At 62.7% G+C, this 23258-nt stretch carries 17 protein-coding genes; 7 read left to right on the forward strand and 10 right to left on the reverse strand.

Annotation, left to right across the window (positions count from 1 at the left end):
* Positions 1-391 precede the first annotated feature (391 nt).
* Positions 392-1300: a ChaN family lipoprotein gene (locus CLU92_RS13700; protein WP_101482324.1), complete on the reverse strand. Its 909-nt coding sequence runs from the start codon at positions 1298-1300 to the stop codon at positions 392-394.
* 188 nt (positions 1301-1488) lie between these two features.
* Here CLU92_RS13700 and CLU92_RS13705 point away from each other — a divergent pair, with 188 nt between their 5' ends.
* Positions 1489-2898: an FAD-binding oxidoreductase gene (locus CLU92_RS13705; RefSeq protein WP_101482325.1), complete on the forward strand. Its 1410-nt coding sequence runs from the start codon at positions 1489-1491 to the stop codon at positions 2896-2898.
* A 68-nt stretch (positions 2899-2966) separates the two neighbouring features.
* Here the strand turns inward: CLU92_RS13705 and CLU92_RS13710 are convergent, their stop codons facing one another.
* Together CLU92_RS13710 and CLU92_RS13715 are read right to left on the reverse strand one after the other, a co-directional pair.
* A complete protein-coding gene (locus CLU92_RS13710; RefSeq protein ID WP_243857968.1) occupies positions 2967-3440 on the reverse strand; it encodes a GNAT family N-acetyltransferase in 474 nt (157 codons plus the stop codon).
* 40 nt (positions 3441-3480) lie between these two features.
* Positions 3481-6636 (reverse strand): error-prone DNA polymerase, encoded by a 3156-nt coding sequence (locus CLU92_RS13715; protein ID WP_101482326.1) that lies wholly within the window; start codon positions 6634-6636, stop codon positions 3481-3483.
* Between the two features lie 97 nt (positions 6637-6733).
* Here CLU92_RS13715 and CLU92_RS13720 point away from each other — a divergent pair, with 97 nt between their 5' ends.
* The 3 genes from CLU92_RS13720 to CLU92_RS13730 all read left to right on the forward strand — a co-directional run bounded on the left by CLU92_RS13720 (position 6734) and on the right by CLU92_RS13730 (position 12625).
* Entirely contained in the window at positions 6734-7531 is a 798-nt protein-coding gene (locus CLU92_RS13720; RefSeq protein WP_101482327.1) for a PhzF family phenazine biosynthesis protein, read from the forward strand.
* 165 nt (positions 7532-7696) lie between these two features.
* Positions 7697-10099, forward strand: a complete 2403-nt coding sequence (locus CLU92_RS13725) for a TonB-dependent siderophore receptor (protein ID WP_101482328.1) — start codon at positions 7697-7699, stop codon at positions 10097-10099.
* A gap of 327 nt (positions 10100-10426) precedes the next feature.
* Positions 10427-12625: an OsmC domain/YcaO domain-containing protein gene (locus CLU92_RS13730; RefSeq protein WP_101482329.1), complete on the forward strand. Its 2199-nt coding sequence runs from the start codon at positions 10427-10429 to the stop codon at positions 12623-12625.
* A 61-nt stretch (positions 12626-12686) separates the two neighbouring features.
* Here the strand turns inward: CLU92_RS13730 and coaD are convergent, their stop codons facing one another.
* The 5 genes from coaD to CLU92_RS13755 all read right to left on the reverse strand — a co-directional run bounded on the left by coaD (position 12687) and on the right by CLU92_RS13755 (position 18306).
* Positions 12687-13832, reverse strand: a complete 1146-nt coding sequence (gene coaD, locus CLU92_RS13735; RefSeq protein ID WP_101484680.1) for a pantetheine-phosphate adenylyltransferase — start codon at positions 13830-13832, stop codon at positions 12687-12689.
* Positions 13833-13951: 119 nt separating this feature from the next.
* Positions 13952-15286, reverse strand: a complete 1335-nt coding sequence (locus CLU92_RS13740) for an ATP-binding protein (protein ID WP_101482330.1) — start codon at positions 15284-15286, stop codon at positions 13952-13954.
* Between the two features lie 2 nt (positions 15287-15288).
* Positions 15289-15948: a response regulator transcription factor gene (locus tag CLU92_RS13745; protein WP_010400558.1), complete on the reverse strand. Its 660-nt coding sequence runs from the start codon at positions 15946-15948 to the stop codon at positions 15289-15291.
* Between the two features lie 92 nt (positions 15949-16040).
* Entirely contained in the window at positions 16041-17555 is a 1515-nt protein-coding gene (locus CLU92_RS13750; protein ID WP_101484681.1) for a Do family serine endopeptidase, read from the reverse strand.
* A gap of 274 nt (positions 17556-17829) precedes the next feature.
* Positions 17830-18306: an Hsp20 family protein gene (locus tag CLU92_RS13755; RefSeq protein WP_101482331.1), complete on the reverse strand. Its 477-nt coding sequence runs from the start codon at positions 18304-18306 to the stop codon at positions 17830-17832.
* A gap of 194 nt (positions 18307-18500) precedes the next feature.
* On the opposite strand from CLU92_RS13755, the gene CLU92_RS13760 reads away from it, so the two are divergent.
* The 3 genes from CLU92_RS13760 (at position 18501) to CLU92_RS13770 (ending at position 21684) form a co-directional block, all read left to right on the forward strand.
* Positions 18501-20372, forward strand: a complete 1872-nt coding sequence (locus tag CLU92_RS13760) for a M61 family metallopeptidase (protein ID WP_101482332.1) — start codon at positions 18501-18503, stop codon at positions 20370-20372.
* Between the two features lie 70 nt (positions 20373-20442).
* Complete coding sequence (locus CLU92_RS13765; RefSeq protein WP_034783462.1) at positions 20443-20793, forward strand: hypothetical protein; 351 nt, start codon at positions 20443-20445, stop codon at positions 20791-20793.
* Between the two features lie 84 nt (positions 20794-20877).
* Entirely contained in the window at positions 20878-21684 is an 807-nt protein-coding gene (locus CLU92_RS13770) for a hypothetical protein (RefSeq protein WP_101482333.1), read from the forward strand.
* Here CLU92_RS13770 and CLU92_RS13775 read toward each other — a convergent pair.
* Positions 21632-22408, reverse strand: a complete 777-nt coding sequence (locus tag CLU92_RS13775; protein WP_101482334.1) for a S9 family peptidase — start codon at positions 22406-22408, stop codon at positions 21632-21634. The two genes, CLU92_RS13770 and CLU92_RS13775, sit on opposite strands and share 53 nt — an antisense overlap.
* A 77-nt stretch (positions 22409-22485) precedes the next feature.
* Positions 22486-23190: a glutathione binding-like protein gene (locus tag CLU92_RS13780; protein WP_101482335.1), complete on the reverse strand. Its 705-nt coding sequence runs from the start codon at positions 23188-23190 to the stop codon at positions 22486-22488.
* Between the last annotated feature and the right edge of the window lie 68 nt (positions 23191-23258).

Raw genomic sequence — 23258 nt, forward strand, 5'->3', positions numbered from 1 at the left:
GGCCTAATTTGGGGTCAGACCCGCCGGGTCTGACCCCAGCGTTAAATTAGAACCGGTACTCCAGCCCCGCCACATACGTCCTTCCCCGCGCCGTACTCATCGGCGTATTGTCGTTCGACTGCGACGGCATCGAATTCAGACGGTTCAGCGCTTCCAAATAATTCTTGTTTATGGCGTTTTGCACCGACAGGCGCAAGATACGTGCTGGGCAGCTCACTGATGTCGCACGCGCCAAACCACGCGCTGGCGATCGCGGTAGGCTGGCTGGTCTTTTCGCGCGTGTACGACAGGCGCGCATGCGCCTGCAAAAAATCGGACCAACCACCTGGCTGCCATCGAGGCGCTTGCTGGGGGAGAGTGCCGGGCTGAATGCCCGGCGGACATGCAGGAACTATTTGGCACTGGCGACGGCAGTTGCCACTGCCGGCGTGAACCACACAAAGTCCGCCTGGGACGCCAGCACCGTGGCGCCGCGCTGCGCCAGCACCAGCACGAGCGGCGCGGGGCCGCCCGTCAAGTCCTGCACGTGCAGCGGCACGCCCAGGTCCTTGTGCGCATGGTAGGCGCCGGCGATCAGCACGGCTGGCGCGGGCGCGGCCAGCAGGCGCTCGGCCATGCGGCGGTCGCGCTGCTGCTGCACCGACAACATGGCAGCCAGGCGCGGTGCGTCAATCTGGTTGTCATGCATGACACGGATGATGTCTTTCAGTTTGTCATGCACCTTGCCATCGTTGGCCAGGTTGGAGTGCTTGCCCTGCACGGCCGGCCGGTCGACAAACAGTTGCTTTATCTCGCTGCGGTCCAGGTTGGCCGACCAGACGGGATACGGCGCACGCATCACCGTCATCACCAGCTCGCCATATTGCTCCCATTTCCAGCTCGGTTGCCAGGCCAGCATCTCGGTCACGTGTTCGGGACGCACGACCGGGTCCGTCTGCAGCCACGGCTTGAGCTTGTCCACCCTGGCTTGCTGGTCCGGGTTCAGCATTTCCAGCAGCACGCTGCCTTGCGGACGCTGGCCCTGCAATTGCTGCACCAGCCATTGCTCGATCTGGTGATGGCTGAGCTGGTCATGCTGTTCGCCGATGATGAGCCGTGGAGCGGCGGCCAGCTGGGACAGCAATTGTTCGGCGCTCAGGCGCTGGCCGCTGCGCAGGTCGACGATCTCCCCCACCTGGCGCACGTCTTGCGCAGAAGCGGACGCGGCTGTCGTGTTGGCCAACGGTGCGACGCTGCTACAGGCGCTCAGCGCCAGCATGCAGGCGGGCAGGACAGCGGCGAGGGACAGGGGGAATTTCATGGCATGGCCTTTCGGGTTGAAGCTCGCATTGCAAAATAACTACTGGCGGACATTTTAATAGAAATGATTCTCATTTACAATCAATGCACGGCATACCCTGCAATTTTTTTACACCAGGCAAAAAATCAATATAGTGCCTCGGTGAAATCCCAGGGCGCGGAGTAGAATAAAAAAAACGGAGGACTAGCGTGAATCAAACTGACCAGTTGGCGGTACTGAAAAAACCGCTGCCCGCATCCCTTGCTGCCGTACTTTCCCTGATCTTTGCCGACCGCTTTTCCATGACGCAAGCCGTGCGCGAGCACCATGGCCGCGACGAGTCCAGCTATCCCCCCATGTTACCGGACGCCGTCATCTTCGCCCATTCCACCGAAGAAGTGGCGGCCGCCGTCAAGCTGTGCAGTGCGCACGACGTACCCATCATCGCCTATGGCAGTGGCACCTCGCTCGAAGGCCACGTGCTGGCCCTGCATGGTGGCGTGACGATTGATCTGTCGCAAATGAACGCCATGGTGGCCGTGCATCATGAAGACTTGACGGCCACCGTGCAGGCAGGCGTGACGCGCAAGCAGCTGAACGAGGAAATCCGCGACACGGGCCTGTTCTTCCCCATCGACCCGGGCGCCAATGCATCGCTGGGCGGCATGGCGGCGACGCGCGCCTCGGGCACGAACGCCGTGCGCTACGGCACCATGCGCGAAAACGTGCTGGCCCTGACGGTGGTGACGGCCGATGGCCGCATCATCAAGACGGGCACGCGGGCGAAAAAATCGTCGGCCGGCTACGACCTGACACGATTGTTCGTGGGCAGCGAGGGAACGCTGGGCATCATCACGGAAGTGACGGTGAAACTGTATCCGCTGCCGGAAGCGATCTCGGCGGCCGTCTGCTCCTTCCCCGGCACGGGCGAAGCCGTCAACGCCGTGATCCAGACCATCCAGATGGGCGTGCCCGTGGCGCGGGTCGAGTTTCTCGATGAAAATGGCGTCAAGGCCATCAATGCCTACGACAAGATGGCGCTGCCGCAAAAGCCATTGTTATTGTTTGAATTCCACGGCACGCCGGCCAGCGTGGCCGAGCAGGCGCAACTGGTGCAAGCCATCACGGCGGAGCACGGCGCCAGCGATTTCGAATGGGCCAGCCGCCCCGAAGAGCGCTCGCGCCTGTGGGCCGCGCGCCACAACGCGTATTTCGCCCTGCTGCAGATGCGCCCCGGCAGCCGCGCCATTTCCACCGATTGCTGCGTGCCTATTTCGCGCCTGGCCGAATGCATCCTGGCCACCAAGGCCGATTGCGAAGCGCAAGGCCTGGTCTACGCCATCATCGGCCACGTGGGCGACGGCAATTTCCACGTGCAGATGCTGGTCGACCCAAATGATCCCGCCGACATCGCCCGCGCGGAAAAGGTCAACAGCGACATGGTCACGCGCGCCATTGGCATGGACGGCACCTGCACGGGCGAACACGGCGTGGGCATGCACAAGATGGCGTTCCTGATGGAAGAACATGGCGAAGGGGCCATCGACACCATGCGCGCCTTGAAACACGCGCTGGACCCGAAGAACATCATGAATCCGGGCAAGATCGTGCGCTGGTAATAAGCCCGCAAGCAAAAACTGGGGTCTGACCCGCCGGGTCTGACCCGGCTTTGGGCTCGGGCTTATTTTTACAGCTCCATGCGCATCGGCACAAACGCGATGCCGCCCGTCTCCACCTTCGGTCCCGTGGCGACAAAGCCCAGGCTTTCATACAGGGGCAAGGCGTAGGCCGATGAATTGACGGTAAATGCCGTCACGCCGCCCCTGGCAAGCGACGCAGCGCGGGCGGCCTGCCACAGGCGGCGCGCCATGCCGCGCCGGTGCAGGGCGCGCGGCACGAACATGTGGAACAGGTGCGTGTTGTCGCGCATGGCCACCACGCCGGCCAGCGCGCCATCGATATGCGCGAGCTGGTAATGGTAATTCGGTAGCGACAAATAGTTTTCGATGGCCGGCTGGCGGCAGTGTTCGATGAACTTTTCCGCCCCCGCGCCATCCGGGTGCAGAGTCAGAAAGGGCATCAGGTCATCGATCAGGGCAACGATGGCGGGCGCATCGGCAACCAGAGCGGGACGCAGTGTCGGTTCGGGTAAAGTAGTCATGATGATAATCATGCCACCGTCTGGACGATATTGACAAGTATCAACAGAAATCGCGGCTGCTGGTGCGCAAACGCCCCAACAGATGCGACATGTCGACCAGGCGCTTGGCCACCAGGTTGCGCACCTGCCCTTCGCGCTGCCACACGCCGTACACCCCCAGCAGGGGCGCGCTCAACACTTCGCGCCGCTGGCTTTCCACCAGGTCGGGCCAGACGATGACGTTGACCGTGCCCGTCTCGTCTTCCAGGGTCATGAAGATCACGCCCTTGGCCGTGCCCGGCCGCTGGCGCACGGTGACGATGCCGCAGGCGCGCGCCAGCTGGCCATTCGTGTAGCTGGCAAGCGTCGCGGCGGGCAGGAAACGCTGCTCCAGCAATGACTTGCGCAGCAGCGCCAGCGGGTGGCGGCCCAGGGTCAGGCCTTGCGCGCGGTAGTCGCTGACGATGCTCTCGCCTTCCGTGGGCGCGGCCAGCACGGGCAAGTCTTCCTCTTGTGTGGTGGCGCGCAGCAAGTCCCTGTCGGGCACGGCGCCGGCCGCCTGCCACAGCGCCTCGCGCCGGTGGCCAGCCAGCGCGTGCAGCGCGTTGCCGGCAGCGAGCACCTGCAAGTCATGACGGTCCAGGCTGCCACGCCGGGCCAGGTCGGCCACGTCAAGAAAGGCGGCGATGGAACGCGCATCCTCGATGCGCCGGGCCGCCTCCACGCGCATGCCGAACAGACTGTTCAAGCCCAGGCGCACGGCGGGCGCGGCGCCCTGCCCTCCCTGTCCTTCCCGCTCCTCCAGCGCCGCCTCCCAGCCGCTGACGGCCACGTCGACGGGCAGCACTTGCACGCCATGCCGACGACCATCCTGCACCAGTTGCGAGGGACTGTAAAAGCCCATGGGCTGGCTGTTGAGCAAGGCGCACAGGAAGGCAGCCGGTTCGTGGCATTTCAGCCAGGAACTGGCGTACGTCAGCAGGGCAAAACTGGCCGCATGCGACTCGGGGAAACCGTATTCGCCGAAACCCTCGATCTGGCTGAAGATGGCCTCGGAAAATTCTTTCTCATAGCCATTGTCCACCATGGCATCGACGATGCGGTCATGGTAATTGTTCATGCCGCCCTTGCGTTTCCAGGCCGCCATGGCGCGCCGCAACTGATCCGCTTCGCCGGGCGTAAAATCGGCGGCGATGATGGCCACCTGCATCACCTGCTCCTGGAAAATCGGGATGCCCAGGGTGCGTCCCAGCGCCTTTTCCAGGCCCTTCGGAAACTCGACCGCTTCCTTCTGCTGGCGCCGCTGCAGATACGGATGCACCATGCCGCCCTGGATGGGGCCGGGGCGCACCAGCGCCACCTCGATGACGAGGTCGTAGAATTCACGGGGACGCAAGCGCGGCAGCATGCTCATCTGAGCGCGCGACTCGATCTGGAACACGCCGATGGTGTCCGCCTGACACATCATGTCGTAAGTGGCGGGGTCTTCGCCGGGAATATCCTGCATCCGGAATTCCTCGCCGCGCCGCGCACTCACCAGTTCCAGGGCACGGCGCAGGGCCGACAGCATGCCCAGCGCCAGCACGTCGACCTTCATCAAGCCCAGCTCCTCGAGGTCGTTCTTGTCCCACTCGATGACACTGCGCTCGGCCATGCTGGCGTTTTCGATGGGCACCAGGCGCGACAACTTGCCTTGCGCGATGACAAAGCCTCCCGGATGCTGGGACAGGTGCCGGGGAAATCCCAGCAACTGCTGCGCCAGGCTGGCCCACTGCTGCGACAATTCCGCCTCCGGGTCCAGCCCGCATTCGGCCAGGCGCTCCAACAGATCGCGCTTGCCGTCGAACCAGCGATGCGCTTTGGCCACCTTTTCCACGATGGCCAGGTCGATCCCCAGCGCCCGGCCGCTGTCGCGCAAGGCGCTTTTCGGCCGGTAGCTGATCACCACGGCCGCCAGCGCGGCCCGCTCGCGGCCATATTTCCCGTAGATATATTGAATGACCTCTTCACGCCGCTGGTGCTCGAAATCGACGTCGATATCGGGCGGCTCGTTGCGCTCGCGCGACATGAAGCGCTCGACCAGGCAATTGCCGCGCGCAGGGTCCACTTCCGTGATGTGCAGGCAATAGCAGACAGCCGAGTTGGCGGCCGAGCCCCGGCCCTGGCACAGGATGTTTTGCCCCCGTGCAAAGCGCACGATGTCGTACACGGTCAAAAAATACGGCTCGTAGGAAAGGTCGGCGATCAGTTGCAGCTCGTGCTCGATCTGCTGCTGCACGTTCGCCGGGATACCCAGCGGAAAGCGGATGCGCGCGCCCGCATACGTTTCCTCGCGCAGATACGTCGCCGGCGTGTGCCCGTCCGGCACCAGCTCGTCGGGATAGTCATAGCGCAAGCTGTCGAGGGAAAATGTGCACATCCTGGCGATGCGCACGGTTTCCGCCAGCGCTTGCGGCGGATACACATTGGCCAGGCGCAAGCGCGCGCGCAGATGCTGCTCGGCATTTTGCGCCAGCGCATAGCCGCACTCGCCCACCGGCTTGCCCACGCGAATCGCGCACAGGGTGTCGAGCAAAGGCTTGCGCGAACGCACATGCATGCACACATGGCCGACGGCCACCACGGGCAAGCCCAGCGCCTGCGCGGTGTCCTGCACGGCGCTGCGGTGGGCGTCATCCTGCGCCCGCTGCAGCAAATTCAGGCCGATCCAGCTGCGCTCGCTGCCAAAGGTGGCCACCATCCACTCTCCCTGTGCGCGCACGGCTTCCGGCTGGGCCGGATAGCCGGGCAGCAAGATCATCAGACAGCCGGGCAAACCCTGCAAATGGGCAAACTCGGGCGAGGGCACGGCGAAATCTTCGGGCGTCAGCAAATATCGCCCCTTGGCCGCCCGCGTGCGCGCCATGGTGATCAGTTCCGACAGATTGCCGTAACCGTCGCGATCCCGCACCAGCGCCAGCAAGGACAGCGCCGCACTACCGTCGGCCTGCGTCAAATGAAAATGCGCGCCGATAATCAGGGGAAAACCGGCCCGCTTGGCTGTCGCATGGGCGCGCACGACGCCCGCCAGCGAACATTCGTCCGTGATGGCCACCGCCTTGTAACCGAGCTGTACAGAGCGCGCCACCAACTCTTCCGCATGCGAGGCCCCATGCAGGAAGCTGAAATTGCTCAGGCAATACAACTCAGCATACTCGGGTAAGACTGCGCCCCACATGATCTACCTCAATACTGTATATAAACACAGTATATTATACGCATCTTGGATCGGGCTTATCGTTTATGCTGATGTTTTACCTTGCATCGTCTCCACCATGATCGTTCATCTCTTGAAATGTTTCGGCGCCGCCCCCGGTGGCGGCAATACGGCGCTGGTCGTGGAAAACGACCATGGCAGCGAAACGGCGCGCCAGCAGTTCGCCCGCGAACGCCAGGTCAGCGCCTGCGTCTTCATCGACCGGCAAGCGGACGGCGGCATCGTGCTCGACTATTTTTATCCGCACACGCGCAGCCCCCTGTGCCTGCATGCCACCCTGGCGGCCGCACATGTGCTGCTGACGGCGCCCTGCGCCCCGGCAACCCTGACGGTGAGCACGGCCATGCGCGGGCAAGCCTTGCTGCTGGTGCGCCGCGCGGAAGGTATGTCGCATGGATTATTTATTGGCCTGGCGCCGCAACCCTCGCCTGCCGTCATGGTGGAAAAGTATATCCCGTCAGAACTCATGGGCCAGCACATGCACTTGCTGTCGCCGCCCGTGATCGCCTCGGTCGGCAGTCCGAAGCTGCTGCTGGAAGTGGCAGACCTCACCACCCTGCGCGCGCTGCGGCCGAACCTGGAACTGATCGCCGACTGGAGCGCCTTGCACAAGGTCAACGGCTGCTATGCGTATTGCCGCACGGGCGAGAACACATACGAAGGGCGCAACTTCAACCACCTCGACCCGGCGTTGGAAGACAGCGCCACGGGCGTGGCGGCGGGCGCGCTGGCAGCGTATTTGCAACAGTCGCTGCGCCTGCATCAGGGCCACGTGACGCAGCAACCCTGTTTGATCGACGTGCAATACAGCCCCGGGGAAATCCTGGTGGGCGGCATGGTGCAAGCGAGCACCTGAACGGGGCACTGCGCACCAGCGCAAGGCAAGCCAGGCGCTGAACAAAAGATAGTCAACCAGGAAACAACAGTTACAACAGATTTGTAATAACAAAACAAAGTATCGCTGGTGGAGGATGAAATGATGGCACTAGAATCAAGTCACAATACCACTTGGAGACACCGCGTGCCGACCCTCACCACCTTGCGTAAAGCCATTCTCATCAGCCTGTACGGCAGCACTGCCCTGGCCGCGTTCAGTCCCGCCGCCATGGCCCAGACCACGGAAGCGGGCGCCACCGATGGTCCCGTGCAAACGGTCAGCGTGGTCGGCTCGCGCCGGGTCACCAGTTCCGCCACCGACACCATGGTGCCGGTCGATATCATTCCGATTTCCAGGGTGGCCGAGCAAGGCGGTCAGTTTGACCTGGCGCAATCGCTGCAATACATCTCGCCCTCGTTCAACTCCACGCGCCAGACGGGCGCCGACGGGGCCGACCTCGTCGATTCGGCCGCCCTGCGCGGTCTCGGTTCCGATCAGACACTGGTGCTGGTGAACGGCAAACGGCGCCACACGACGGCCCTGGTCAACCTGTTCGGCGCGCGCAACCGCGGCAACACGGGCACGGACATGAATGCGATTCCTTTGCTGGCGATCAAGAACGTGCAAGTACTGCGCGACGGCGCCGCCGCCCAGTACGGCTCGGACGCCATTGCCGGCGTGATCGACATCGAACTGAAGAAAAGCCTGGGTTGCGAAGCGGTGGCCGGCTACAGCCAGTACTCGGCCGGCGACGGCAAGAACTACATGACCTCCGCCTACTGCGGCATCGCGCTGGGCGACAAGGGTAGCTTGGCCATCACGGGCGAATACCTGGACCGGGGCCGCTCGAACCGGGCCGATGCGGACAGCATGCGCATCATCGGTGACACCAAGGCCAAGAACAAGACCCTGTACATCAATGGCGACTACGCCACCAGCGCCACGGGCAAACTGTACTTCACGGCCGGCGCGCAGACGCGCGATGCATCCAGCGCCGCGTTTGGCCGCGGCGGCATCGGCAGCGACGACATTCCGTCGCGCAATTCGGCCGCCATGTATCCGGACGGTTTCGTACCGTTCATTAACGGCAAGATCGACGACCAGTACGCCACCATCGGCCACCGCAGCCAGATCGGCGAATGGCATGCTGATTTTTCGCAAACCTATGGCTACAACAAGATGCGCTACGACATCAGCCATACCTTGAACGCCTCGATTGCCAACCTCGACTTGATGAACGGCGGCAAGGGCGTCAGCGCCAGCAGCTACGACGCGGGCGGCTTCTCGTTCCAACAGCTGACCAGCAACGCCGATTTCAGCCGCTTTTACGATACGGTAATGAGCGGCATGAACGTGGCTTTCGGCGCCGAATACCGCAGCGAGGAATACAAGATCATGGCCGGAGAACCGGGCTCCTACATCGACGCCGACGGCGTGGGCATGGGCGGCAATGCGGGCAGCCAGGGTTTTCCCGGCTTCCAGCCAGGCGATGCCACCAAGGCCAAACGCCACAGCATCGCCGCGTATGCCGACGTGGAACTGGACTGGACGGAACGCCTGAAAACCCAGGCTGCCCTGCGCTATGAAAAATTCAGCGATTTCGGCTCCACCGTGACGGGCAAACTGGCCGCCAGCTATAAAGTGGCACCGAATGTGCTGCTGCGCGGCTCGGCCAGTACGGGCTTCCGCGCGCCATCCTTGCAGCAAGTTTATTTCTCGTCCACCTTCACCGACTTCATCGGCGGCGTGCCCACGGACGTGGTGCTGGCCCCCAATGGCGGCACCGTCGCCAACGCAGCCGGCATTCCCAAGTTGAAAGAGGAAAAATCCACCAGCTTCACGTTTGGCACCACCTGGACGCCGACACAAGCCATTTCCGTCACGGCTGACTTGTACAATATCAAGATCAAGGACCGCATCGTGCTGTCGGGCCGCTTCAATGCCGACAACTATCCGGACCTGGCGGCACGCCTGGCGCTCTTGGGCGTGGGCGAGGCGCAATTCTTCGTCAACTCCATCGACACGCGCACGCGCGGCCTGGACCTGACGGCCTCGTACAAGGGCGAACTGGCCGGCAACCGCCTGAACACCTTCCTGGCCTTGAACCTGAGCAAAACGGAAGTGACGAAGGTCAAGACGCCCGCCTCGCTGACGGGCTTCGAGGATGTCTTGCTGTCCGAGCGCGAACGCCTGTTCATCGAACAGGGCGGCCCCCGTGCGAAGGCCACCGTGGGCTTCGACTACATCACGGGCAAGCTGGAATCGGACTTGCGCATCATCTATTTTGGCCCGCAAACCCTGGGCACCTTCAGCGGCACGGCCGCCGGCGTGCCCAACGCCCACTACGCAGCCAAGACCTCGGCCGACCTGAGCTTTACCTACAGCATCAACAAAAATACCAAGCTCACTTTCGGCGGCAACAATATCTTCAACGTCAAGCCGACCACGCAAAACGCGGATGAAACGGACAACGGTTTCAAATACGACAGCGTGCAGTTCGGCCTGAACGGCGCCTCGTACTTTGGCAGGCTGTGGGTGAAGTTCTGATCACCGTGCCCGCCTGAAGAAACAGCGGCTGCGCCAATATGGGCAGCCGCTGTTTTTTTTGTGCGCAGATCAATACACTGCTGCCCAAGATGGATTGTCGTTAGCCTTGGCGAGAAATAAGCCACTGCCGGCCTGCAAATGACGTGGGATGGTGAATCGTAAGCCATCGCCGGCAAACTCCGTCCCCTCACGTCACACAGCATGAACAGCCCGGCAGTCCTGCCCCAGCGGCTCCCGGCGGACACGGCCGCAGTGAACAATCTTTGCCCTGCGGCGGAAAGAACGGATAATAGCGCCTAACTCATCAGCACAGTATTGGATTACCTCATGGAAATTAAAGTCAACTTTCTCGACAAGCTGCGTCTCGAAGCCAAGTTCGACGATTTCACCGTCATCGCAGATCAGCCCATCCGCTACAAGGGCGATGGTTCGGCGCCTGGCCCGTTCGATTACTTTTTAGCATCATCGGCACTGTGCGCAGCGTACTTCGTGAAGTTGTATTGCGATACGCGCAATATTTCCACCGAAAATATCCGCCTGTCGCAAAACAATATTGTTGATCCGGAAAACCGTTACCAGCAGATTTTCAAGATCCAGGTCGAATTGCCGGCCGATATCTCGGCCAAGGACCGCCAGGGCATCCTGCGCTCGATCGACCGTTGCACGGTGAAAAAAGTGGTGCAGGCGGGGCCGGAATTCGTCATTGAAGAAGTCGAGAACCTGGACGCCGATGCGCAGGCCTTGCTGACCTTGAATCCGGATCCGGGTGCGAGCACCTATATCGTCGGCAAGGATTTGCCGCTGGAACAGACCATCGCCAATATGTCGGGCCTCCTGGCGGGCCTGGGCATCAAGATTGAAATCGCCTCGTGGCGCAACATCATTCCAAATGTATGGTCGCTGCACATCCGTGACGCGCACTCACCCATGTGCTTTACCAACGGCAAGGGCGCGACCAAGGAAAGCGCGCTGGCGTCGGCCCTGGGCGAGTATATCGAGCGGCTCAGCAACAACCATTTCTACGCGGGGTCTTTCTGGGGTGTCGACATTGCCAACGCGCCATTCGTGCATTACCCGAACGAACGCTGGTTCAAGCCGGGCCGCAAGGATGCGCTGCCGAAGGAGATTCTCGATGCCTACTGCCTCGATATCTACAACCCCGATGGCGAGCTGCGCGGCTCGCACCTGATCGACACCAACTCCGGCAATGCGGAGCGCGGCATCTGCTCGCTGCCGTATGTGCGCCATTCCGATGGCGAGGTCGTGTATTTCCCGTCGAACCTGATCGAAAACCTGTACGTCAGCAATGGCATGAGCGCCGGCAATACCCTGGTCGAAGCGCAGGTGCAATGTCTGTCGGAAATTTTCGAACGGGCCGTCAAGCGCGAAATCCTCGAAGGTGAAATCGCCCTGCCCGACGTGCCGCAGGAAGTGCTGGCGAAGTATCCGGGCATCCTGGCCGGCATCCAGGGCCTGGAAGAGCAAGGCTTTCCCGTGCTGGTGAAAGATGCGTCGCTGGGCGGCGTGTACCCGGTGATGTGCGTTACCCTGATGAACCCGCGCACGGGCGGCGTGTTTGCCTCGTTCGGCGCACACCCGAGCCTGGAAGTGGCGCTCGAGCGCAGCCTGACGGAATTGCTGCAAGGGCGCAGTTTTGAAGGCTTGAACGACTTGCCGCAGCCGACGTTTGCCAGCGAAGCCGTCACCGAGCCGAATAACTTCGTCGAACACTTCATCGATTCGAGCGGCATCGTCTCGTGGCGCTTCTTCAGCGCCAGGGCCGATTACGATTTTGTCGAGTGGGATTTTTCCGGCCACGGCGAGAACTCGAATGCCGAGGAAGCGGCGACCCTGTTCGGCATCCTCGCCGACATGGGCAAGGAAGTGTACACGGCCGAGTATGACCAGCTGGGCGCCATCGCCTGCCGCATTCTCGTGCCCGGTTATTCGGAAGTGTATCCAGTCGAGGATTTGATCTGGGACAACACCAACAAGGCGCTGCTGTTCCGCGCCGACATCCTGAACCTGCATAATCTGGACGATGCCAGCCTGGAAGCGCTGCTGGAGCGCCTGGAAAACAGCGAGCTCGACGAGTACGGCGACATCGCCACGCTGATCGGCATCGAGTTTGACGAAAACACGGTGTGGGGCCAGCTGACGACGCTGGAATTGAAGCTGCTGATTCATCTGGTCCTGCAGCAATTCGAAGAGGCGAAAGAGCTGGTGGAAACCTTCCTGCAGTACAACGACAACACGCTCGAGCGCAAGCTGTTCTATCAAGCCTTGAACGTGGTGCTGGAAGTGGAACTGGACGACGAGCTGGAGCTGGATGATTACGTGGTCAATTTCCGCCGCATGTTTGGCGACGCCCGCATGGACGCGGTGCTGGGCTCGGTGGACGGCAGCGTGCGCTTCTTCGGCCTGACCCCGACCAGCATGCAGCTGGAAGGCCTGGACAGGCACCAGCGCCTGATCGACAGCTTCAAGAAATTGCACGCGGCGCGCGCCAAGGCTGCGGCCCGCTAAGGTGACTAGCCAGGGATGGACTTGCAACAGTTCATCCCTGGCGACAACAAGCTGACGACAATCAGCCGGCCAGCGCCGCGATCTCCTTCTGCATGTTTTCAATGGCCCGCTCGTTGTACTGGTCGGCGAAATACGCATCGCCAAACAGCTGTCCCGCCTGTGCCTTGGCGCACAGGTGCTGCAGCGCCAAGCCCCGCTGCTCGTTGAAGCGCACGGGGTCCACATGCGCGTATTCACGGCCGATGGCTTGCGTGTAGGCGTGGTACACCTCTTCATCCTGACCGAGGATGGCCAGGTCGGCGCTGAGCATGGCGTCCTTCAGCGCGTGGCTGATGCCGGGTCCCTGGAAATGGTCGGTCACGCGTATCAATTGCGCCACATCAAGGTTGTCGCCCGCATCGAGGCCGCTGGCCAGCCACAGCTGGGCGCTGGCCTCTTCGCTCGAATACAGGGCGTCTTCGTCGTGGCTGTAGACGGCGTCATGGAACCAGAAGGCTTTTTTGACCAGCGCGCTGTCGCGTTTGGGCGCATTGGTATTGTCCGCCCACACGCGGATTTCCGACAGGCCGTGCACCAGGTGGTCGAGGTTGTGATAGTGGCGGTCCGTGCCGCCATACGCCTGCGGTCCCGTCAGGTACGCGAACCAGTGATCCGCCAGCGCGATGTCGGCTTGCGAGGCGCTGGCGTAATTCCACAGCGCTTCCCACTCCTTGCGCAGGCAGTCGAGTATCCACGCCTGGTAGGCCGGGCCTGGGACGAATTTTTTCATGGTCCAGTTCCAGCCCACGGGGCCTTCCAGCGCCTTGACGAAGCTGGAGCTGACGGAGCCGAGGTCGCGCGGCGGCATGACGAAAATCGTCTTGGCGCCAGCAAGCACGTCCACATTGGTTTGCTGGATCAGGTTTTCATAGTCGAAATCGGCCGTCGTGCGGATGCCGCGTATCAGATAATCACAGCCATGCTTTTTCGCCGCGCGCGCCGTGTAGTCGCCCTTGACGATGACCACCTGCACATTGTCCCAGCCGCACTCGCGCGCGCTCTGTTCGATGATGCGCTTGCGGTCTTCGGCAGGGAATTGAGGGCGCTTGGCGGGGTTTTGCGACAAGAAGACGATCACCTCGTCGGCGAGCGAACGCGCTTCGCCGATCACCCACATATGGCCGTTGGTGATGGGGTCGAGGGTTCCTGAAAATCCGATTCTCTGCATGCTGCGCTCCGTGGTCTGGTTCTGCTTGTTTCGCAGACAATATAGGGCCACGGCGCGCACGTCAATGCACCAGGTTAAAGATCCGCCTCATGCAAGGGCGAAGTGGAGGGAAATCTGCCTCATTTTTTCGCCACCAGGGGGAATTCCACGCGCACGCACAGGCCGCCCAGGCGCTCGGATTTATCCAGCACCAGACGCGCGCCATGGCGTTCGGCGATGGCCTTGATGATGGCCAGCCCCAGGCCGCTGCCGTTGGCGTCCGTGCCGGGCACGCGGTAGAAGCGGCTGAAGACGCGCTCGCGCTCTTCGGGCGGGATGCCGGGACCGCTATCTTCCACGGACAAGGTCACGCCGACGGGGCTGGCGCGCAGGTCGATATCGACAGTGCCGCCCTGCGGCGTGTACTTGATGGCGTTGTCGACCAGGTTGCGCAGCATGATATTGAGCGCATCGGCCTGCCCCGCCACCTTGGCCGCGTCCATGTGGTGCAGGCCCAGGTCGATCTTGCGCGCTTGCGCGATGCCGGCCATGTCGCCCAGCGCCCGCTTGACGACGTCGTTCAAGTCCACCGCCTGCAACTGGTCGCCGCTGGCGGCGCTCGCTTCCTGGCGCGCCAGCACCAGCAATTGCTCGACCAGGCGCGTGGCCCGCTCGATGCCGGCACTCACGCGGGAAATCGCCAGGCTGCGTTTTTCCTCGGATTCGGCCCGTTCCAGGCTCAACACCTGCAGTTTCAGGGCCGCCAGCGGCGTGCGCAATTCATGCGCGGCGTCGGCAACAAAGTGCTGCTGCGCGTCGAACGCCGTTTTTACGCGGCCGAACAGCAGGTTCAATTCATGCACCAGAGGGCGCACTTCATCTGGCAAGCCCGCTTCCGAGACGGGCGACAGATCGTCCGCCTGGCGCGCCGCCACCTGCTTGCGCACGCGCGAGACGGGCGCCAGCGAACCGCTGACGACCCACCAGACGACCAGCATCAATATCGGCGCCATCAGCGCGATGGGGCCCACCGTGCGCAGCGCCAGGCTGCCGGCCATGCGCTTGCGCACGGCCATGTCCTGAGCGATCTGCACGGTCTGGGAACTGGTTTGCACGGAGAAGATGCGATAGGTGGTGCCGTTGGCTTTCACGTTGGAAAAGCCCAGCACGGCGCGCTGCGGCAGTTCCGCGCGCGTGATCGAGCGGAACACCTGCACGCCGTCCGGCGTCCACACCTGCACCACCATGTCGTTGTTGACGGGGTCGGCCGGCAAAGCTTGCGCATGGTTGGCCAGCGGCGCGCCGGAGCGCAGCGACAGGGCCATCTGCTGCATGTGGTAGTCAAAAATCTGGTCGGCGTCGTACAGGGCGCTGCGGTAGGCGATCGACGCCTGGGCCAGGGCCGCCATGATGATGGCCGCCAGCAAAAACCACAGCAGGCGGCCGCGCAGCGAGTGCGTCACCGTGACCTTCATCCTCATGCCTTGGGCACCATATAGCCGAGGCCGCGCACGTTCTGGATCAAGTCGCTACCGAGCTTCTTGCGCAAGCCATGGATATACACTTCCACGGCATTGCTGTTGACTTCATCCTTCCAGCTGTACAGTTTTTCTTCCAGCTGCGCGCGCGACAGCACGATGCCGGGGCGCGCGATCAAGGCTTCCAGCACGGCCCATTCGCGCGCCGACAGGTTGACGGGATGGCCCTCGGCGATCACTTCGCGCGTCAGCGGATTAATACTCACGCCCTGGTGTTCGAAGATCGGTTCCGGCCGCCCCGAGGCGCGCCGCAGCAGGGCGCGTATGCGCGCCAGCAATTCATCGAGGTCATACGGCTTCAGCACGTAATCGTCGGCACCCGCGTCGAGGCCCGCGATGCGCTGCTCGACGGCGTCGCGCGCCGTGGCCACCAGCACCGGGGTGTCGAGCTTGCGCAATCGCATCGAGCGCAGCACGTCAAGACCATCCTTGCGCGGCAAGCCCAGGTCCAGCAGCACCAGGTCATAGGTTTGCGTCTGCAGGGCCGTGTCGGCCATGTCGCCATCCTTGACCCAGTCCACCGCGTAATGCTCGGCGCGCAGCAAGTCAAGCACCACCTCGCCGATCATCGTGTCGTCTTCTACCAGCAATAAGCGCATGGCTTGCCTTTCTGTTTCGTTATGCTCGCTTTCACCCCAAAAGATGAAAGGCTGGGGTCAGACCCGGCGGGTCTGACCCCGGTGCTAATGAGTTAACCTAATCGCACGGGAATAAAAATCTTATCCGGTCCCCGCTGTATCAGCAAGGCCACCGACTTGGCGGATTTTTCCACCACGTCGCGCACCTGTTCGACCGTGTTGACGGGACGGCCATTGACCGACAATAGCACGTCGCCCGGCTGCACTCCGGCATTCGCGGCCGCACCGCCAGCGTCTTCCACCAGCAGGCCGGCGCTGATGCCCGCCTCGCGTTTTTCATCCGATTGTAACGGACGCAGCGCCAGGCCCAGCTTTACCTTGCCGGCCGCGCTGTCGCTTTTCGCCACTTCGGCCACCTTGTCGGCGGCATTGGCCAGGGTTGCCGTCAGGCTGACGATCTTGCCGTCACGCCAGACATCCAGGCTGATCTTGTCGCCTGGCAAGGACGTACCCACTAGAGCCGGCAAGTCGGCCGAGCCGATGATGCGCTGGCCATTCACCTTGCGCACCACGTCGCCCGACTTCAGGCCTGCCTTGTCGGCCGGGCTACCCCGCTCCACGTTGGCGACCAAGGCGCCTTCCGGCGTGGCCAGCTTGAACGAGTCGGCAAAACCCTGGTTCACTTCCTGCACCGTCACGCCCAGCTTGGCATGGCTGGCCTTGCCCGTGGCGACGATCTGGTCCTTGATGCGGCCGGCCAGGTCGATCGGGATGGCGAACGACAAGCCCTGGAAGCCTCCCGTCTGGCTGTAGATCTGCGAATTGATACCCACCACTTCGCCGCGCGTATTGAATAGCGGACCGCCCGAGTTGCCGGGGTTCACTGCCACGTCGGTCTGGATGAAGGGTACATTGCTGTCGTCAGGCAGGGAGCGTCCCTTGGCGCTCACCACGCCCGCCGTTACCGTGCTGTCGAAACCGTACGGCGAACCGATGGCCAGCACCCACTCGCCCACTTTCAGGTCGCTCGAATGACCGAGCGGTACGACGGGCAGGTTGTTCGCGTCTATCTTCAGCACGGCGATATCGGTCTTCGGATCCGTGCCCAGCACCTTGGCGCGGAATTCGCGGCGGTCGTTGAGCTTGACGGTCACTTCGCGCGCATCACGTACCACGTGGGCATTCGTCATGATGACGCCATCCGGGCTGACGATGAAGCCGGAACCGAGGCCGTGCGTGGGCACGTCGCGGCCACCGCGCTGCCCTCCTTGCGGCCCCTGGAAGCGGCGGAAAAATTCGAAGAAGGGGTCGTTGCCGAAATCGTCGTTGCCGGCCTGGGCCGAGGGGTCGTAAGCCACCTTGGTGCTGCCCGTGACGCTGATATTGACCACGGCCGGGCTATTGCGCGCGGCGATCTGGCTAAAGTCGGGCAAGGCCACCAGCGGTGCGGCAGCGGCAGGCGCCACGGCGGCGGCCACCGGGGCGGCCGGCGCGCTGGCGGCGGCATTCGCGCCTGCATTGTTCTGATGGATCACCATGGCGCCGCCGGCGCCCAGCACACCGATCGCGGCCAGCGCGGCTACGGTGCGTTTGATTTTCAGCGATGCGGTATTGGTTTGCTGTTCCATGAATTGCTCCTCATTCAATGAGATTTTGATGTATGCAATAGTGGGCCACGAGTCTTAGGCTGTGCTTAACATTTTTCTATTTAGAAACAGGCGCTGGCGCCTTTAAGCAGGGTTTAATCTTGCGTGCTGCGCACACCTCGCATGGCGGGCGATGAAGGGCCCGAACGGGCTCTGGACGTGACACTGGCCGGATCAACCGGCCAGTATTTTACTGCATGGGGAGGGGCTAGCCCCTCCCGGCTATGCCAGCGCGTGGCGCCGACATCAGCTCAGCTCAGGCTGCCTGGCGCTGTTCCAGCGCATTCACGTTAGCGGCGGTGGCGTAGGTGTCGCTGCCGGTGCCGATCTCGATCTTGCGCGGTTTCAGCGCTTCCGGCACTTCACGCACCAGGTCGATGGTCAGCATGCCGTTTTCAAACGTGGCGCCCGTGACCTTCACATGGTTGGCCAGCTGGAAACGCTGTTCGAAATCGCGGGCAGCGATGCCGCGGTGCAAGAACGTGCGCTCGACGCCATCTTTCTGCTTGCGGCCCGTGACGTGCAGGGAATCGCGTTCGGTGATGATGTCGATCTCTTCGCGCGAGAAGCCAGCCAATGCCATCACGATCCGGTATTTATCTTCCGACACCAGTTCGATGTTGTAGGGTGGATAGCTCGGTTGCGCATCGGCGCGCTGTTCATTGAGCAGTTGTGCCAGGCGGTCAAAACCAATGGCGGAACGATACAGGGGGGCAAGGTCAAAAGTACGCATGATAAATATCCTTTTCAAATGAAGCGATAAGAGGGGCGGACCTCACCGTGAGCATCCGCCTGTTACCGATATACGGCCTGTCCAGCCCCTTTCAAGGCCTTGAAATTGGCGAAAAACGCCCCAGTCAGCCCCAAATTTGTAAGAAATTTTTACAGAATGCTAGACTCGGCCTTTGCCATCCAGCCCGCCGCCCCATGTCCCGCGCCTTCCTGTCTTTGTCCTTCTCCCTTCTCGTTTCCGCCGCGGCCCAGGCCGCCACGCCCGCCCCCATCGTGCTGCACGTCGATGCTAGCAATGTGGCGCAGCAACTATTCAGCATCCGCGCAAGTATTCCCGCCGCGCCCGGCAAGCTGACCCTGCTGTATCCACAATGGGTGCCCGGCAACCACGGCCCCAGCGGCCCCCTGAACCAGCTGGCCGGCCTGCGCCTGTCCGCCAACGGCCAGCCTCTGGAATGGCGGCGCGATCCCGTCAACATGTTCGCCTTCCACGTGGAGGTGCCGGCCGGCGCCGGCAGCGTGGAAGCGCAATACCAGTTCCTCTCGCCCGTCGACACCAGCCAGGGCCGCATCACCATGACGGGCGCCATGCTGGGCGTGCAATGGCATGCGATGACCCTGTATCCGGCCGGGCGCGCCGCGCGCGACATCTTCGTGCAACCGAGCCTGACCCTGCCGGCGGGCTGGGAATTTGCCAGCGCCCTGGAAGTGCGCGCGCGTACGGCCACGCCGGCCAGCCAGCAAGTCGATTTCGAACCGCTGGACCTCGACACCCTGGTCGACTCGCCCGTCTTCGCGGGGCGCCATTTCGAGCGCATCGACCTCGACCCGGGCGCGCAAGTGCCCGTACACCTCAATGTGATGGCCGACAGCGCCGACAGCCTGGAAGCGACGCCACAGCAAGTCGAAAAACACCGCGCCATGCTGCAGCAAGCCTACAAACTGTTCGGCGCGCGCCATTACCGCCACTATGACTTCCTGCTGGCCCTGAGCGACGAGTTCGGCGGCATCGGCCGCGAACACATGCAGTCGAGCGAAAACGGTGTCAAGCCCGGCTATTTCAGCGACTGGGACAAGAACGAAGCGGAGCGCGTGCTGCTGCCCCATGAGCTGACGCATTCGTGGAACGGCAAGTTCCGCCGCCCCGCCGGCCAGGACACGCCCGACTTCAACACGCCGCTGCAAAACAGCCTGCTGTGGGTCTACGAAGGCCAGACCCAGTACTGGGGCAATGTGCTGGCGGCCCGTTCCGGCCTGGTGGCCCCGGCCCACATGCGCGAGCTGTTCGCCGCGACGGCGGCCCATTACGACGTCATGCCGGGGCGCAGCTGGCGCACCATGCAGGACACAACGAACGACCCCATCATCAATGGCCGGCGCCCCATCGGCTGGAGCAGCTGGCAGCGCGACGAAGATTACTATATGGAAGGCGCGCTGGTCTGGCTCGACGTCGACACCACCATCCGCGAACTGTCGGGCGAACGCCGCTCGCTCGACGACTTCGCGCGCAGTTTCTTTGGCGTGCAGGATGGCAGCACCACACCCCTGCCCTACACGTTCGAGGACGTGGTCGCTGCGCTGAACGCCGTGCAGCCGCACGACTGGGCCGCGTTCCTGCGCCGCCTCCTCGATGGCCACGGACCCGGCGCGCCGCTCGATGGCCTGGCCCGCGCCGGCTGGAAACTGGTCTACCGCGACACGCCCACTCCCTTCCTGAAAGCCAATGAAGAGCGCAGCAAGAGCACGGACCTGACATATACACTGGGCTTGAGCATAGACAAGGACGGCAAGCTGGGCAAGCTGCTGTGGGATGGTCCCGCCTTCCAGGCTGGCCTGTCGGGCAACACCACCTTGCTCGCCGTCAATGGCACGGCCTACACGCCCAAGCTATTGAAGGCGGCCATCCAGGCGGCCAAGACCAGCCCGCAGCCGATCAACTTGCTGGTCAGAAAGGGCAAGCAATTCCAGACGGTGGCACTCGACTATCACGGCGGCTTGAAGTACCCGCAACTGGAGCGCATCGCCGGTACGCGCGACCGTCTGTCGGCCATTCTGCAGGCACGCTGAGGCGACGATTCCGGGAGGATTTTGCGCCGCGCGCCCTATGCGGGGCCGGCTTTTGGTGTATGCTGGCGGCATGAATAATGACACCGACATCCAGCTCAGCGGCCCCTTCAAGGCCACCGACGGCTCCGGCCGTGCCCACGACATCAAGGCCATCCGCATCTTCGACGAAGGCTACGGCATCATCGACGTCTATGTCGATTTCGCCGCCCCGCTCGAAGCGGGCGCATACAAGGACAAGACCCTGGTCGGCCACATCCTGGCCCGCTTGCGCAGCCTCGGCTACGTCGGCCCGGACTTCGGCCATGGCGACCTGGGCTTGCAAGACAAGAAACTGATCGTTCTGGAAGCGCCCGAGGAATTTTCCGCCTTTGCCGTCAGCAAGGGCTGGAAGGATTTATCGGCAGAGTTTGACGAGGACTGAGCCTTCGCCACCTGAACACCATCATGCGCCGCGCCTGCCCCAGCAGGGGCGGCGTTTTTCATCGTCCCCTTGCTTTTTCCGTCCATGTTCCTGCTCTTTCTGCGCACCTGCGCCGTGCCCGCCCTGTTTTGTATGCTGGCCGGATGCCAGCAATCCGACCTGATCAAGGACTTTGAACAGAAGGTGCCGCTGCAAGACCAGCAACTGGCGCGGCATTACAGCGACTTGCTGCGTGAAAAACAGCTGGACTATGTGCGCATGGCTACCGAGCCGGGCAATAACGGCGATCAGATCCGCCAGGCGCTGCCCGCCTTGAGTGCCGCCTTCCCCGCAGGCGAGCCCCGGTACGTCAAGGTGGTGGGCTACCAGCGCATCGAGCAGCGCGATGCGCCTCAACTGCTGAGTGTCAGCTTCGAATATGCCTATCCTGAAAAATGGATCGTCAGCACCGTCGTGCTGAGAAAATATGGCACTGACGCCACCATCATGGGCTTGAGCGTGGCGCCGCAGAGCGCATCGCTGGAACAGCTGGCGACCTTCACGCTAGGCGGCAAATCGCTGCTCCACTACGTGGTGCTCGGCGCTGCCATCCTCTCCCCCTTGCTGATCCTGTCTACCCTGGTGTTATGCCTGCGCAGCAAGCTGACCGTCAGGAAATGGCCCTGGTTGCTGTTCATCAGCATCGGTTTCGGCCAGCTATCGCTCAACTGGGCGACGGGACAGTACCTGTTTCTACCCATCGCCATCCAGCTGTTTGGCGTTGCCGCAGGCACCAGCGCCTACCAGCCCTGGACATTCATCGTCTCCCTGCCGCTGGGCGCCAGCGTATTTCTGCTAGTCAGGAAAAAACTGGCCGCGCCTGCAGGTAGCGCGCGCTCCACGCGGCGATGACGTTGGCGACATAGGCCGCATCATCGCGCCCCGTCAACAGATGGTCGGCATCGTCGAGCGAAACGAAACTTTTCGGGTGCTTCGCTGCCGTAAAAATATCCATCGCATTCGACAGGCTCACCGTCGTGTCATTCGGCGCGTGCATCACCAGCAAGGCGCGGCGCAGGCCGGCGATGTCAGCCTTCAGGCTGTGGCTGCCCGCGTCGTCGACGAATTGCTGGCGGATGCGGAATGGCCGCCCTTCCAGCTGCACCAGTGCCTCGCCTTCGGCGGCGATTTGCTCCAGATGGTCGCTGAACATGCGCGTCACGTAGGCGGGCGTGCTGGGGGCGGCCAAGGTCACCACGGCCGTGGCTTCCGGCACTTGCGCGGCAGCGGCCAGCACGGCGGCGCCACCGAGGCTGTGGCCGATCAGCAATTGCGGCGCAGCATGTCTGGCCCGCAAAAAGTCGGCGGCGGCAAGCAGGTCGTCCACGTTCGACGAGAAATTGGTGGCGGCAAACTCGCCCTCGCTGGCGCCCAGCCCCGTAAAATCGAAGCGCAGCACGGCGATGCCGTGTTCCGTCAAACCTTGCGCGATGCGCCGCGCGGCCAGCACATCCTTGCCGCAGGTGAAGCAATGGGCGAACAGCGCATAGGCGCGGATGGCGCCGTCGGGCGCGTCGAGGCGCGCCGCCAGCACATGGCCGTGCGCGCCGGGAAAATCTTGCCGGGTGGATTTCATTGTCTCAGATCAAAGCTGCCGCGCAGCGCGGCCGATGGCGCATTGTAGCGCTGCCCGGCCGCCGCAGTTGGCCAACCTTAATCGCGCTTCGGTATGTCCAGGCCCTTGATGACGGCAGGCCGGGCCAGGAACGCTTGCAGCGCGCGCTGCACATTCGGAAAGTTGTCGAAGCCGACGAGGTCGCTAGCGCCATAGAAACCCACGAGGCAGCGCACCCACGGGAAGATGGCGATGTCGGCAATCGTGTACTGCCCGCCCATGATCCAGTCGCGGCCCTGCAGGCGCTGCTCGAGTACGCCCAATAGCCGCCTGGCCTCGCCGAGATAGCGCTCCAGCGGACGTTTGTCTTCATAGTCCTTGCCGGCGAACTTGTGGAAAAAGCCCACCTGGCCGAACATGGGGCCGATACCGCCCATCTGGAACATCAGCCATTGTATCGTTTCGTAGCGCAAGCCCGCGTCCTGCGGCAGGAACTTGCCCGTCTTTTCGGCCAGGTACAACAGGATGGCGCCCGATTCGAACAGGGCCAGCGGCTTGCCAGCGGGACCGTGCGGGTCGAGGATGGCGGGAATCTTGTTGTTCGGATTGAGGGACAGGAATGCGGGCGACATCTGGTCGTTCTGCTCGAAGCTGACTAGATGCGGCTCGTAAGCGAGGCCCAGTTCTTCCAGCAGGATGGAAACCTTGATGCCGTTCGGCGTGGGCAGAGAATACAGCTGCAGGCGCTCGGGATGCCGGGCAGGCCATTTCTGGGTGATGGGAAAGTCGGAGAGTTGGGACATGGAAATCCTAATTGAGGTGTGCGACACGGCGCAAGAAAGCAAGTATAGCCAAGCATGGCAATGTGCGT

Origin of the sequence: Janthinobacterium sp. 61, from assembly GCF_002846335.1 — a bacterium.
Classification (GTDB): Bacteria; Pseudomonadota; Gammaproteobacteria; order Burkholderiales; family Burkholderiaceae_D; genus Janthinobacterium.